Annotated in this window: 11 protein-coding genes; 8 read left to right on the top strand and 3 right to left on the bottom strand. The window is 42.9% G+C overall.

Going from position 1 to position 13,745, the window contains the following annotated elements:
* Positions 1-99 precede the first annotated feature (99 nt).
* The 3 genes from WAZ74_RS11820 to WAZ74_RS11810 all read right to left on the bottom strand — a co-directional run bounded on the left by WAZ74_RS11820 (position 100) and on the right by WAZ74_RS11810 (position 4,917).
* Positions 100-759, bottom strand: coding sequence for a TerD family protein (locus tag WAZ74_RS11820; protein ID WP_422308494.1), 660 nt, complete (start codon positions 757-759; stop codon positions 100-102).
* A 90-nt stretch (positions 760-849) separates the two neighbouring features.
* Positions 850-1,971 carry a helix-turn-helix transcriptional regulator gene (locus WAZ74_RS11815; RefSeq protein WP_422308493.1) on the bottom strand — a complete coding sequence of 374 codons (1,122 nt, stop codon included), beginning with the start codon at positions 1,969-1,971 and terminating at the stop codon, positions 850-852.
* A gap of 126 nt (positions 1,972-2,097) precedes the next feature.
* On the bottom strand, positions 2,098-4,917 hold the full coding sequence (locus WAZ74_RS11810) for an AAA family ATPase (RefSeq protein WP_422308492.1): 2,820 nt from the start codon (positions 4,915-4,917) through the stop codon (positions 2,098-2,100).
* Between the two features lie 390 nt (positions 4,918-5,307).
* On the opposite strand from WAZ74_RS11810, the gene rsmG reads away from it, so the two are divergent.
* The 8 genes from rsmG (at position 5,308) to kdsB (ending at position 13,727) form a co-directional block, all read left to right on the top strand.
* A complete protein-coding gene (gene rsmG, locus WAZ74_RS11805; RefSeq protein ID WP_422308491.1) occupies positions 5,308-6,024 on the top strand; it encodes a 16S rRNA (guanine(527)-N(7))-methyltransferase RsmG in 717 nt (238 codons plus the stop codon).
* 226 nt (positions 6,025-6,250) lie between these two features.
* Positions 6,251-7,030, top strand: a complete 780-nt coding sequence (locus WAZ74_RS11800; protein ID WP_422308490.1) for a ParA family protein — start codon at positions 6,251-6,253, stop codon at positions 7,028-7,030.
* Positions 7,031-7,211: 181 nt separating this feature from the next.
* A complete protein-coding gene (locus WAZ74_RS11795) occupies positions 7,212-8,348 on the top strand; it encodes a ParB/RepB/Spo0J family partition protein (RefSeq protein ID WP_422308489.1) in 1,137 nt (378 codons plus the stop codon).
* A 92-nt stretch (positions 8,349-8,440) separates the two neighbouring features.
* Positions 8,441-9,169, top strand: a complete 729-nt coding sequence (locus WAZ74_RS11790) for a MotA/TolQ/ExbB proton channel family protein (protein WP_422308488.1) — start codon at positions 8,441-8,443, stop codon at positions 9,167-9,169.
* A 105-nt stretch (positions 9,170-9,274) separates the two neighbouring features.
* Positions 9,275-9,706, top strand: coding sequence for an ExbD/TolR family protein (locus tag WAZ74_RS11785; RefSeq protein ID WP_422308487.1), 432 nt, complete (start codon positions 9,275-9,277; stop codon positions 9,704-9,706).
* A 138-nt stretch (positions 9,707-9,844) separates the two neighbouring features.
* A complete protein-coding gene (gene msbA / locus WAZ74_RS11780; protein WP_422308486.1) occupies positions 9,845-11,632 on the top strand; it encodes a lipid A export permease/ATP-binding protein MsbA in 1,788 nt (595 codons plus the stop codon).
* A 106-nt stretch (positions 11,633-11,738) separates the two neighbouring features.
* Positions 11,739-12,857, top strand: a complete 1,119-nt coding sequence (gene lpxK, locus WAZ74_RS11775; RefSeq protein WP_422308485.1) for a tetraacyldisaccharide 4'-kinase — start codon at positions 11,739-11,741, stop codon at positions 12,855-12,857.
* A 63-nt stretch (positions 12,858-12,920) separates the two neighbouring features.
* Entirely contained in the window at positions 12,921-13,727 is an 807-nt protein-coding gene (kdsB, locus tag WAZ74_RS11770; protein WP_422308484.1) for a 3-deoxy-manno-octulosonate cytidylyltransferase, read from the top strand.
* The last annotated feature ends 18 nt before the right edge of the window (positions 13,728-13,745 follow it).

The following is a 13,745-nucleotide window of genomic DNA, read 5'->3' as shown; positions in this document are numbered from 1 at the left end:
TCAATACTTCCTGTCTATGGAATAAAAAAATGGTAAGACGTTATTAATTAACGCCTCACCATTTTTTATGATTACCGCATAGTCATTCTTCTCTTAATCTTATATTCCTTGTGGAATAGGCAAGGCGCGTGCCAATTCGTGCGCTACTTGTTCTGCGGCTGTTTGCAAGTCTGTCGCAGGAAGCGGTAGATTTTGTAGCGTCAGATGCCAGTCGTCCACTTCTCGGCGCAAATGTGCTACCCAAAGCGTAATGCAATCACGCGGTAGCTGTTTTAAGTTCACCTCAAAAGAGCGGTTGCCTTCATCATCGCTTAAATGAATCTCACCTTTTTTGACTCTGGTAAAAGGCTGCCCATGGTATGAGTTGGCAATTAAGGCAATATGAGTGATATGGGCTGGGATTTCGTCTAAGTAAAGTCTAATTTGTTCTTGATCCAGTGGTGCAAGGTACATCGCTTCCGTACCGCGGTCTTTACCATTGAGGCTATCACCTTGATGGCGAACCGATTCGGCTTTGTCACGCAATTGTTTAAACCAGACCATGTCGCTGATGGTGCAGTTATCATCATACAATACACATGCTAAATCGATATCTATAGCACCTACATTTTTTTTAAAACGCTTTTTTAGGCGTTTAAACAAGCCTTTTTGCTCAATTTTGGTAAATTCATAATTGAGTGCAAAAAATAAAGTCCCCGCATCTAAACCCAGCCCTCTTAAACTGTCTGAAAGTAGTGGTGATGGGGTAGTGGTCGACATAATATTCCTTTTTAATTCTTAATTTTTTTAAATGATCATAATATTTTGAAGACAGCTAAATGTTAGCGTCATTAGCTTAGGTAATAGCCACTATTTATCATTTAAAGCGTTGTCTGATATAGCTTGATAGAGTAGCGCGGGTTTAGCATTTAACAAACCATTGCCGAAGCCACGTAACCACCAGACCAGTTGTGAGGTTAAATTAACCGTTGCCTGTATGGTCAAGGTTTCATCGCTGTTTATGGTGACGGTTTGATCCTCACTGAGCTTGCTTTCCGTTAAGCTTTTGCCTGCTTGTTTGGTAAATTGTAGCTCAATAGCAGCCTGTTTGCCATGATTGGGTAGCTGACTAAATAGAGGGTGGCTAAAACCCATGCCACCGGCATCTAGATAGTTATCTAATTGGAAGTTGTCAGGCGTTTGCGCCGCGCTTTCAAGTATCTCAACGCTAGCAAATCGATGCAAGGCAAAAGTGCGAATAATAAATTCTGGATCATCGGTGCGCGTCGCTAGCAGGTAGATAACCACACCACGCTGGATGATAGCAATAGGATTTAAGGTATATTCGCTGGCTTCTGATTTATTGCTGCGTGTATAGCAGGCCTTGATTTGCAGTTGATAAAATAAAGCGTGATAAATATTGTCTTTACTATCTAAATCAATATGCGGGGCAACTAAAGGCTGAGTCGCAGGCTCAATACGCACTCTATCAATCCATGAGTGGGTTACTTTGCTGTTTTTGAGTTGTCGACGTGCTAAGTCAAACCAAGGAAATAATTCATCTAGAATAACGGGCGGTAATAATTGGGTTAGATTGGCCTCAACCATATTAAAGGCAACCGCTTGTGATAAATTCATATGCGGTAAGCTTTGTAGCGGAGCGTCATCACACCAACGCCAGCCTTGCGGGTTGGCGTTATTTTTTTCGATAGGAAAACGTTTGGCGAGGGCATTTAAATCACGTTGCACGGTGCGTAAACTGATATCAAAACCTGCCAGTATAAGTTGCTCATAGACATGAGTAGTGCCCACCCAGCGATTGCGCTGTAGCTGTGACAACACTTGCCACTGCCGCGCAGTCGTCGCTGCTCCGTGACGGTTATCGGCTGTATCTTTGGAGGCTTTATTGTCCGAAACCACAAGCGCGTTTGGCTGTTCATCAACAGAGTGTTGAGCTTGGGAACTATCGGCGTCGATATGAGATACAGTCATTCAGAGATAACCTTTATAAAGTCACGGGTCAAATTTTGAGCGGGTTGCTAATTGACTGGCTGTAAGTTGTAACTATTTAGCAGCTAATCAATGACAGATTATCATCGCAGAAAATTATCGTAACGTCTAGGGATGTTCGTCTGTCGTTACACCTTTGTCTTTATTAACTGCTTTTTTCTTGTCTTCTTTTTTTTGACGTTTTGCTTTACGCTTTTTTTTAGCTTTCTTTTTCGATTTTTTGTCATCGATATCGTCATTAGTATCTTGGTTTTCATCCCACAGCATCAGACGGCTTAAGACTTTACCAAACAGCGTTTCTTTGCGATAGCGACCTTTCTTATTCATCGTATCGATAGGCAAGCCAGTCATCAAGGTTAGCGCTTCATTGAGCGTATGCACACCATATATATGAAAGCTGCCAGCTTTGACAGCTGCAATGATGTCGTCACGCAGCATGAGCTGTTTGACGTTTGCCATCGGAATGACCACACCTTGCTGTCCGGTCAGTTCTTGCTCGCGGCAAGCATCAAAGAAGCCTGCGATTTTAGCATTAATCCCACCGACTGCTTGCACCTCACCCAATTGGTTCATAGAACCCGTAATTGCGAAAGATTGATTGATCGGTACGTTAGCTAAGGCCGACAAGAGCGCACAGCCTTCACTGACAGTGGCACTATCGCCATCAATATGAGCGTAGCTTTGCTCAAAGGCGAGTGAGGCGCTAAAATTTAGTGCATGATGCTGGCTGAATAGCGCGCGTAAATAGCTGGTCATAATCAGCATACCTTTGGCGTGTAAGCTACCGCCCAAATCAACATCACGCTCGATATCGAGTATTTCACCAGTACCGATATTTGGCTGAATGACCGCCGTCAGACGTGCTGGCATGCCAAATTCACTATCTGCATAGCTCACTACCGTGAGAGCGTTGACTTGTCCGACAGCACTGCCTTGAGTTTGAATAAGCTGCTGGCCGTTTTTTAGCTCATCCCAATATAGGTCGCGCAAGTATCCTGAGCGCTCATCCATGTCCTCGATGGCTTGTGTGACGTGATTCGCACTCACAATATTTTGACCACACAAACGTGCCTGACGGTTGGATTCATGCAAGAGTTTAATGAGTAAGTCACTGTGCAGACTTAGACGGTCTTGGTCTTCCGCTTGTAGGCTCAGATATTCAAGCAGGGCGGCTTGCGCGCTCCTATCAAAAGGATAAAGCTTGGCATAATCGATAATATCAGCCATTTTTCCTACTAGCGCCAATTCGTGCTCATGGGTGCGAACCACATCATCATGAAAGTCAGCGCGCACTTTGAATACCGCATCAAACTCAGGCTCAAGCTCTAATAATTGATAGTATAAATCTGCTTCACCCAGCAAAATTACTTTAATATCAAGGTCTATTGGCGCAGGCGATAATGATAAGCTACCTGTTAAGGTCAGTATTTGCTCAAGGCTAGAGAGTTTGATTTTACGTGATTGTAAGGCACGCTTGAGACCTTGCCATGCATAAGGGTGTTCAAGCAAATGGCTGGCTTCTAGCAGCAGATAACCACCATTGGCACGATGTAAGGCACCCGCTCGAATCATGCTGACATCAGTGGTGACCGTACCTAACTGAGTAATTTGCTCCACATGACCCAATAAATTTAGGTGAGTGGGCAAATCTTCAAAGATGACCGGTGCACCACTATCTGGCTCATGGCTGACAATAACGTTGACTGCATATCGGCTCGGTGTCGTGGCCAACACTGCGGTCACAAACTCTTCGTCATCGCCATTCACGATACGCTCGACATGAGTAACCATGTCGGTAAATACCGCTTTGAGATATTCGATGACCAGCGGATGAGCGGTAAATAGCTCATATACAGGGGCGAATAAAGGCTGTAGCGCCCGCCGTGCAATATTGCGATGTAGCGCTTCAATCGCATCATTGGCTTCATCTTCTAGTTGTTCCAAAGCGATGGTTAGCTGACTCAGTCGCTTTTGCATATGGTTCTTTTGGGCAAAATTACTCAGCTCAGTTTCATATTCGCGACCGCTGTATGCACTATCATCATACTTATTATTGCTATTGGCATTATTAGCATCGTTGGTATGAATGTCATCGTTGATATGAGTGTCAGTACGGTTATTCGTATTTTTAGTTTTATCTGTCGCCGTTTGATTTTTATTGCTGCTAGCCATTTTTGGGTTATTAGCAATAGGATTATTTTCTTCTGCAGGCAGTTGACTGGGGTGTACAAACACCGCTTTATTATCAAATGAGCGGAACGTCAACGCCAAATCATACTGTTTGCCCTCAGCATTTAATGCATCGTAAGCGTGGCTTTCTTTTTGATGCGTGTCATTTTTGATGGCTTCAATTTTACTTTGATATTGATCACTACGAAAGCGTTGGCTCAGGCGCTTTTTAGCTTGCTGCCACAAGTTATTGACCTGTTGTTGCAATATCGTTACCTGACCGGCAGGTAAGTGCAAAGCCAGAGGCGTCCGGGGATCGGTAAAATTATGCACGTAAACCCAATCATCAGGCGTCGGTGCGTCGGCGGCAATGCGACTTAGCAAGCGACTAATCACTGTCCGTTTACCCAAGCCATTTTCACCAGCGGCAAACACATGATAGCCGCTAGCGTGGATGTCGAGAGCAGTGTACAGTGCCTTAAGCGCTCGCTGCTGCCCAAAACCGATGTCTAAATCTGGCGCAGTGCGTGTATCTGTGGGTAGCAGACTAGGCTGGCTATAGCGTTTAAGCTGTTCGGCCGCGATAAGGCAACGCTGACTGACCTCTGTAAATATTGGATGAGGCGTGATAAGTGCGGCTGTTTCGCTATCACGCTGTTCGCCATCAGTATGCTTATTATTGAAGGCACTGGTAGGACTTAGCATATTATTGGTATCTTTTTGATCTTGATTCATAAGTGTGTTTGGCTGTTCGGTCATAAGCGTATGGTCAGTCTTTTTAATAACGTTAAAATAATGTTAAATGGTTGTTTTTTTAATGCTTGATTTCACGTTTGGTTGTTCATGTTTCATGTTTCATAATAGATGGGATATCTTACAAGATAACGCCACCTTTTAAAGAAGTCATTAAGCGCAGTTTTGTATCATATAGAGACGCATGTTTTAGCGGATAAGAGTGCGCTTAGCTTTAACCTCAACTTCGATATGATAGCTTTAAGATTATCAAGAAGACTATCAAGGAAGAATAACGGCTCAATGTAGGCGTAGATAGTATAAGATGGCCTACATTGGCGCAATCTGCAACTATTCAATGAGCAGCCTGCATGATAAAATAGACGGTTCACGTATCAAAACTGGATAATTCCTTGTATGTCAGACTCTACTAAAATATCTTCATCATCTGCTAGCACGGGTAATATCCATATCGATCCGACCGGCTTTGTAAAGCTTGGCGCGCAATTACCGACATTAGCAAATATCTTGGCACAATCGATCAATGAGCTTGGTCTAGCATTAACGGAGACGCAGCAGCGCACGTTATTATTGTATTTAGACCAGCTTTTATTATGGAATAAAGCGTATAATCTGACCGCCATTACCGACCCAGTAGAGGCTTTGATCAAGCATGTCATCGACTGTTTGGCTATTATAACGCATTTACCATCAGGGTCGCTGCTTGATATCGGCACCGGCGCGGGCTTACCGGCAGTTATTATTGCGATTTGCCAGCCTGAACGCCTATGTACTGCGCTTGATAGTAATCAGAAAAAGATTCGTTTTATTAAGCAAATCAGCAGCGAGCTTGGCTTGAGTAACGTGCAGCCTATCGCCTCGCGTATCGAAGCGCATGAGGCCAGTTATGATGTGGTCACGTCTAGAGCGTTCGCCAGTTTGATAGATTTTGTTGACGCGGCACAGCCAAGGTTAGCAGATGGTGGATATTTATGTGCAATGAAAGGTAAGGCGCCGAGCGATGAGGAGTTGCAAGCGTTGGGTGATAATTGGCAGATTAAAACCATTAAACTTAATGTGCCGCGTTTACATGATAGTCGCCATTTAATTGAATTATCTCATAAAAATGTCTAAGCTATGAGCACGCAAATAATGATGACAAAACAAATGTTTTATTATGAAATTCATTTACTATATTATTTAGATGATAAAACTAAAACCCTGTTATCACTACTTTAGTACCTAAATACTAGGGCATTTAAGTTAGATAGGTTTTAACGAGATTTGACATAAAATAAGCTATAAAAAAGACAGCTTCAATAAAAACCAGTAATAGATCTTAATTAAATTGAGTGAGTGTATGGAAATCATAGCAATTGCGAATCAAAAAGGCGGTGTGGGTAAGACCACGACGGCGGTAAATTTGACCGCCAGCTTGGCTGCCAAGCGCAAGCACGTACTGCTGATTGACTTAGACCCACAGGGCAACGCGACCAGTGGCACGGGCGTAGATAAAAACGAGCTAGAGTTGACCATAGCAGATGTGTTGCTGGACGGCGTATCGCTATCTGATGTTATTGTGAGTAGTCCAGCAGGGTTTGATGTGATCGGTGCTAATCGTGATTTGGCTGGTATGGATATTACTTTGATGAGTAAGACCAACAGTCATGAGCTATTTAAAACAGCGATGGCGGATTTAGTCAATGATCAAGTAGCAGCTCAAAAACCTGCTTATGATTATGTGATTATAGACTGTGCACCCAGCTTGAATTTGCTGACGATTAATGCTTTGGTTGCCACTGATAGCGTTATTATTCCGATGCAGTGTGAGTATTATGCATTAGAAGGTTTAGCGGACTTATCACAGACGATAGAGCGTTTAACTGAACTAAATCCTAAGCTATATATTCGTGGCGTGGTGAGAACTTTGTTCGATGCTCGTAACACTTTAGCTCGCGATGTCTCTGCAGAGCTTGAAGCGCACTTTGGCGACATTATGTACAAGACTCATATTCCAAGAAACATCCGTTTAGCAGAAGCGCCTGCGCATGGTTTACCAGTTATTGCCTATGAGAGATGGTCAAAAGGCTCGCGCGCTTATCAAAAATTAGCCGCTGAAGTCATGAAGCAAAGCAGCTAGTTGTATTAATGTAAGAAAAAATGGTTATTTATAAGCACAATTTATAAGAACAATTGATTAGTCATAATAGCAAACGATTAGCCAAACCATTAAGTATTGAACAGCACTTAATAGAGTATTTATTAGTAAGCCGCATTAACAAGCATTTGGCTTTTATTTTAGCGTTAGAGGATAGGTAATCATGGCGAAGAAAAGAGGGTTGGCTGCTAATCGAGGTTTGGATGCTTTATTAGGGTCAATCAAAAAAGAAAAGCAAATTACCGCCTCTGCCTTGCAAGATGATATGGTTGCGCGTGACACAACTTTGCTCGCTGAAACGCTAGATACAACGACGTCTGCCAAAAACGTTCAGGCAAAAGCCAGTGTAAAATCGACTGCTTCTGAGTTAACTGCTTCTGAGTCGAAAGATACTGGTCATCGTAAAGCGCGTTCGCCGCGCACGATGACTAAGAGCCCGGCGAATATCAATCGAGCCAATAGTACAGAAAGTAGTGCATCTGAAGATCAAATCAGTTTGGTACAAATCGATGTGACGCGATTGCAAGCAGGCAAGTATCAACCACGTCGTGACATGAGTGAGACTGCGCTTGCAGAGTTAGCATCTTCTATTGAACAGCACGGTGTCATGCAGCCTATCGTTATCCGCCCATTGCTGGCAAATGAAGATAAAAGTGCAGCGTTTGTTACTCATGAAATCATCGCCGGTGAGCGCCGCTGGCGTGCCGCAAAAATGGCAGGCAAGTCCGTTATTCCAGCGATTGAACGCGCTTTATCAGATGAGCTGGCGATTGCACTCGCATTGATTGAAAATATTCAGCGCGAAGACTTATCAGTGATTGAGCAAGCTGCAGCGTTACAGCGTTTTCATACTGAATTTGGTATGAGCCATGCCATGATTGCCGAGGTCGTTGGCAAGGCTCGTACGACGGTATCGAATCTACTGCGTCTGAATCAATTACATGACACGGTGAAAGACCATCTAGCGAATAGCGCCCTAGATATGGGTCATGCACGTACACTTTTAGCCTTATCTTCTGAGCAGCAGCCTATCATCGCCCAAAAAATAATCGATGGCGGCATGACTGTACGTGAAGCGGAAAAGCTCGTTAAGTCCATCTTGCAGCCAGCGCCCAAAGTCAACCGTATCGAACAAGCACAATCTCGCGATGCTGAACGTTTAACCCAGAGACTGACAGATATGCTAGGGGCAGAAGTTAAGCTCAAGCATAAAAAAGATGGGCAGGGAAGCGTCGAGATATTCTTCCATAGCCAAGATCAGTTAGCCGCCTTAATTAAGCATATAGAAGCACAGGCTTAAGGTATTGAATGCGTTTGTAGTCGCTGTTCAAATTATCTTGTCAAGTTATCTTGATGACAACTATTTTTATAAAAATATAAAAGAGAGTTCGTATGTGGGAGTTGGTAAAGGCGGGTGGTTGGCTGATGACGCCTATCGTGTTGTGCTCAATTTTGGCGTTAGTAATTATTATCGAGCGTAGCCATACTTTACAATTTAATAAAATTGTACCTAATAGATTGCGCGAGCAGCTGATCACTCGCCTACGTGAAAATGGCGATATCGGTCGTACGCAGCTGATGAATGTGAAAGAAAAGAGCCCTCTTGGTGATATTCTAGCGACTGGTTTGCTCTATCGCCAGTATGGCTTAGAGTCGATGACGATGCATATGCAAAATCGTGCCAGTGTCCAAGTTCATCAACTAGAAAAAAACATCAATATGCTTGGTACCATAGGCGCGATTGCGCCATTGCTTGGCTTGTTGGGGACAGTATTGGGGATTATTTCTTCGTTTTTAGCGATTACTGATGGTGCGATGCAAGACCCGACGATGCTTGCTGCTGGCGTGTCACAGGCACTAATTACTACCGCTGCCGGTATGATTGTCGCTATCCCAGCATTGGTCGCCTATCGTTACTTTCAGCGCCGTATTATTGATATCAATGCTCAGTTTGAGACTCAAGCGGGACTCATGATTCAAGAGCTATATGACTATAAGTTATTAGAGCATAGTTATGGGCTCAATACGCCTGTGAAAAATAGAGTGGTTGATGATCGTGTAGAAGACGAGCGTTCAATTAATGGCTTAGGTTTAGATAAAGTAGCGACCGCTACTTCGTAATAATAGCTATGTAGCAGATATGATAATTCTACATTTATAATAGTCCTATATTTATGATAGTCCTACATTGAGCCCATTAGTATCAAGTATATTGAAGAGAGTGATATGCGCTTTAGAAAACCAACTGTTGAGCCGCTTGAAATTAATCTGACCCCAATGATTGATTGCTTATTATTTTTAATCGTATTTTTGCTGCTCGCAACCTCCTTTAATCATTTTAGCCGTTTAAACATTATTCTGCCTGAAGCTGAAGGTGTGGCGCTGACTGAAGAAAAGAATAGTATTGAGGTAGCAGTGCAAGAAGACGGCAGTTATTTGGTCAATGGCATCACTCTTGCCAGTAGTAACGAAGCGGAGTTGACCAGTATGCTACAGCAAGAGACAGGTAGTAATCGTGATATGCTATTTGTCATTGTTGCGGATGCCAATGCTACCCATCAATCAGTGGTGCGAGTCATGGATGTCGCTGGTAAATTAGGCTTTTTAAATATAAATATCAGTACGGTTGTTCCGCTTGGTCAACCGTTACCACAATAATTTTTGATGGTATTTGAGAATACGATAAATCATGCTATTAAGCGCTAGCACTGTTTTGTATTGCTCTTCCTTATAACCATTTACCACTGCTTTATCAGTGCAATTCATTCCTGTTCTTATACCTAAATTGAGGCTTTTATGAGCCAAGCTTATCAATCTGACTCTAAAAAAGCTTCTGCTAGTAAGCTTTCAGTGGCGCCATCAAGTACACCTAAGCATAAGACGCTTATACGCTTATTAAGTTATCTGAAGCCATACTGGTGGGCGCTATTACTCACTGTTATTGGCTTTGCTATTAATGCAGCTACAGAGATTTGGATTGCCAAATTACTGCAATATATTACCGATGCCATTAATCAAAACGACCAAAGTAAGCAGGATTTATTCCCATTTATTATTGTTGCTCTGTTCTTTGTGCGCGGTGTAGGAAGCTTTCTAGGTAATTACTATACGGCATTAGTATCGCGTAATCTTGTCTATGAGTTACGCGTTCAGGTATTTAATAAGCTTTTACGCTTGCCTAGCTCTTTCTATTTAGCGAATCCAGCAGGGACGATTTCATCTAAGCTTATTTTTGATGTTGAGCAGGTGACAGCAGCTAGCACCGATTCGATGAAGACTTTGTTACGCGATGGTTTGACGGTAATAGCATTGATGGGCTTCTTGCTGTATAGCAATTGGCGTTTAACTTTGATTTTATTCGTCGTACTGCCGCCGATTTTATGGCTCATTCGCGTGGCCTCAAAGCGCTACCTTAAGCTTTCTAAGGGTATTCAAGAAACCATGGGTGATGTTAGTCATATCACCAATGAAGTTATTAGTGGTTATCAAGTGGTCAAAAATTACGGTGGACAAGCATACGAATCTAAGCGTTTTGATGTGACTTCTAAGAAAAACCTACGCCAAGGTATGAAGGTTGTGGTCACCAATAGTATTAATACACCGGCGGTACAGTTATTGATGGCGATGGCAATGGCGGTGGTGGTTTGGTTAGCGCTGCGTCCTGCTGTCATAGACAATATCTCCGCAGGTGAATTCATCTCCTACATCGCTGCAGCAGGGCTATTAAGTAAACCGGTACGTTCATTGACTGACGTTAATCAACAATTACAGAGAGGTCTTGCGGCAGGTGAATCGATATTTGCATTGTTAGATGAGCCGGAAGAAGAAGATACAGGGGCACTTAGTCCGACCTTAGCAGGTGAAATTAAACTGGATAATGTGAGCTTGATTTATCCGGATTCAACCGTCGCACTACGCGATTTTACTTTAGATGTGCGTGCAGGCGAGACAGTGGCGCTAGTTGGACGTAGTGGCGCTGGTAAATCATCCTTAGTAAACTTGCTAACACGTACCTTATCGACTTCTTCAGGGCAGATTACCCTTGACGGTATGCAGATTGAAGATATTAAACTTGAGAGTTTGCGCGCCCAGATTGCGATAGTGAATCAGCAAGTGGTGCTTTTTAATACCACAGTTTTTAATAATATTGCTTATGGAAGTTTAGCTAATAAAACTCAAGCTGAAGTTGAACAAGCAGCAAAAGATGCTTTTGCCCATGATTTTATTATGAAAATGCCAAATGGCTATCAAAGTGAGATTGGCGCTGAAGGGCTACAGCTATCTGGCGGTCAACGTCAGCGCTTATCTATTGCACGAGCATTATTGAAAGACGCGCCGATTTTGATATTAGATGAAGCCACTAGCGCTTTGGATAATGAATCGGAGTATTACATTCAAAAAGCGCTCGATAATATTATGAAAGATCGTACGACGCTGGTTATTGCCCACCGCTTAACCACGATTGAGTCTGCTGATCGTATCGCTGTACTAGATGGCGGTCAGATCGTCGAGTTAGGTACACATACTGAGCTGATGGAGTTGCATGGTCATTATGCGCAAATGTATGCTCGCGATTTTGAATAATAGTAGTCAGCCCATTTTAATTGCCAGCGTTTTGCTGAATAAACTGTACTCAATAAACTGTATTCAATAAACTGTATTCAATAACTAGGATAAGTCGTAAATAACAATGAGTATTGAGACGACAATGACGCGTGCATGGCAACGTCAAGCTATTTGGCTTTGGTTATTGCTGCCTATTAGTTGGTTATATGCGCTGCTTATGCTGTTACGCCATCAAGCTTATAAAATAGGCGTGTTTGCAAGTTATCGCGCACCCATCCCTGTGATGGTCATAGGTAATATTACCGTTGGTGGTAGTGGTAAAACGCCATTGATTATTGCTTTAGTACGTCATTTACAGCAGCAAGGCATAAAAGTAGGCGTCATTAGCCGTGGTTATGGTGGTGATAGCAGCCAGATGCCCGCATTGGTAATGCCAGATAGTTTACCCAGTGTGGTGGGTGATGAGCCGTGTTTAATTGTTAATATGACAGGGGCTGCGATGGCCGTCTGCCCGAATCGTCAGCAAGCGATTACTACTTTGTTGGAAACTTATCCTGACCTACAATTGATTATTGCCGATGATGGCTTGCAGCATTATGCACTGCAACGTGCTATTGAATGGATTGTGGTAGATGCGGCACGTGGATTTGGCAATAAACAGCTGCTACCAACAGGATTTTTACGCGAGCCGATGTCACGATTAAAGGGTGCTAATGTCATTTATCATCAAAAGACGGACGCATCATCAGTTAATAATGATGAATCTGACAGTAATTCCTCTGTGACTGAGCGTTTAACGATGCATCTACAACCGGATGATTTAGAGCTTTTATGGTCATCTAGTGATCAAACGGATGGTTTGGTGATAGTAAATGCTGTAGCACCTGAGAAAGGTAATCAGGTACACGCGGTAAGTGGTATTGGCTATCCACAGCGTTTTTTTGATACTTTAAACTCGCTTGATTTAAATGTTATCCCGCATTCTTATCCTGACCATTATGATTTTAGTCTAGCGGAACTATTGCAGTATTCTGAGCATCCTATCATTGTGACCAGCAAAGATGCTGTTAAAATAAGAGCGTTGTTGGTACAAGCGACTATTAACCAGACGCTTAATGATGAATATGAAGAGCTTGTTAATCGGCTATGGGTCTTACCAGTGACTGCAGTATTATCAGATAGTTGCTACGAGCAGTTAGCACAACAATTACAAGCTGTGAATATCGCTATCAATAGCAAGTAGCTTGAAAGAGCAAGTGTCTAAACCTTGCCATTTAAAACTTTAGATGATTTTTAGGAATTAAGCATGTCATCAGTCGTTACGCCAGTCAAAACTCACATTGTCATTCCCGCACGTCTTAAAAGTACGCGATTGCCTAATAAGCCGCTATTAAAGATTCATGGCAAGCCGATGATACTTTGGGTGGCTGAAAAAGCACAATTGGCTGATTTTGCTGATGATATGTGTATTGCTACTGACGATAAAACGATTGCCAAAATTTGTAGAGATGCAGGCTTTGATGTTGTGATGACCAGTAGCGAGCATGCTTCAGGCACCGATCGTTTGGCTGAAGTGGCTGCTATTAAAGGCTGGGCTGCGCATGATATTGTGGTCAATATGCAAGGTGATGAACCACTGGTACCGCCATTATTGTTAGAGCAAGTCAAGGCATTGTTGGTCCAAGATACTGATAGCGTGATGGCGACTTTATGTGAACCAATCGAAGACTATAATACTTTCATGCGTCCATCGGTCGTCAAAGTCGTCAGTCAAACTTCTAACAGCCTACAGCGGGCACTTTATTTTAGTCGGGCACCGATTCCTTGCGACCGTGATGTTGTATTGGCAACTGAGAATAATAAACAGCCACCAAAAAATGCCTTTCGTCACTTAGGGCTATATGCTTATCGCGTCAGTCTACTGCAGAAGTTTGTCCACTGGCCACAAACGCCGCTTGAGATATTAGAAAGCCTAGAGCAATTACGGGTGTTAGAAAACGGCGGACATATTGCTATCGCAACAGCGGCGTGTCTGCTACCAGCAGGTGTTGATACACAAGCAGATCTGGAACGTTTGAATGCCATGAGTTTGTCAGCTTTTCAAAGTGCTTAATATTAAATAGCCTAAGTA

Source organism: Psychrobacter sp. (genome assembly GCF_049295055.1).
GTDB lineage: Bacteria > Pseudomonadota > Gammaproteobacteria > Pseudomonadales > Moraxellaceae > Psychrobacter.
The sequence above is the reverse complement of the archived record's forward strand: the minus strand, read 5'-3'. Positions and strand labels throughout refer to the sequence as shown.

What these genes read in the sequence shown, in the direction of transcription:
- WAZ74_RS11785 (WP_422308487.1), top strand. Translation starts at nt 9,275, where the DNA reads ATGCGCTTTAGAAAACCAACTGTTGAGCCGCTTGAAATTAATCTGACC.
- WAZ74_RS11815 (WP_422308493.1), bottom strand. Translation starts at nt 1,971, where the DNA reads ATGACTGTATCTCATATCGACGCCGATAGTTCCCAAGCTCAACACTCT.
- lpxK (WP_422308485.1), top strand. Translation starts at nt 11,739, where the DNA reads ATGAGTATTGAGACGACAATGACGCGTGCATGGCAACGTCAAGCTATT.
- WAZ74_RS11795 (WP_422308489.1), top strand. Translation starts at nt 7,212, where the DNA reads ATGGCGAAGAAAAGAGGGTTGGCTGCTAATCGAGGTTTGGATGCTTTA.
- WAZ74_RS11790 (WP_422308488.1), top strand. Translation starts at nt 8,441, where the DNA reads ATGTGGGAGTTGGTAAAGGCGGGTGGTTGGCTGATGACGCCTATCGTG.
- msbA (WP_422308486.1), top strand. Translation starts at nt 9,845, where the DNA reads ATGAGCCAAGCTTATCAATCTGACTCTAAAAAAGCTTCTGCTAGTAAG.
- WAZ74_RS11800 (WP_422308490.1), top strand. Translation starts at nt 6,251, where the DNA reads ATGGAAATCATAGCAATTGCGAATCAAAAAGGCGGTGTGGGTAAGACC.
- rsmG (WP_422308491.1), top strand. Translation starts at nt 5,308, where the DNA reads ATGTCAGACTCTACTAAAATATCTTCATCATCTGCTAGCACGGGTAAT.
- WAZ74_RS11820 (WP_422308494.1), bottom strand. Translation starts at nt 759, where the DNA reads ATGTCGACCACTACCCCATCACCACTACTTTCAGACAGTTTAAGAGGG.
- WAZ74_RS11810 (WP_422308492.1), bottom strand. Translation starts at nt 4,917, where the DNA reads ATGACCGAACAGCCAAACACACTTATGAATCAAGATCAAAAAGATACC.
- kdsB (WP_422308484.1), top strand. Translation starts at nt 12,921, where the DNA reads ATGTCATCAGTCGTTACGCCAGTCAAAACTCACATTGTCATTCCCGCA.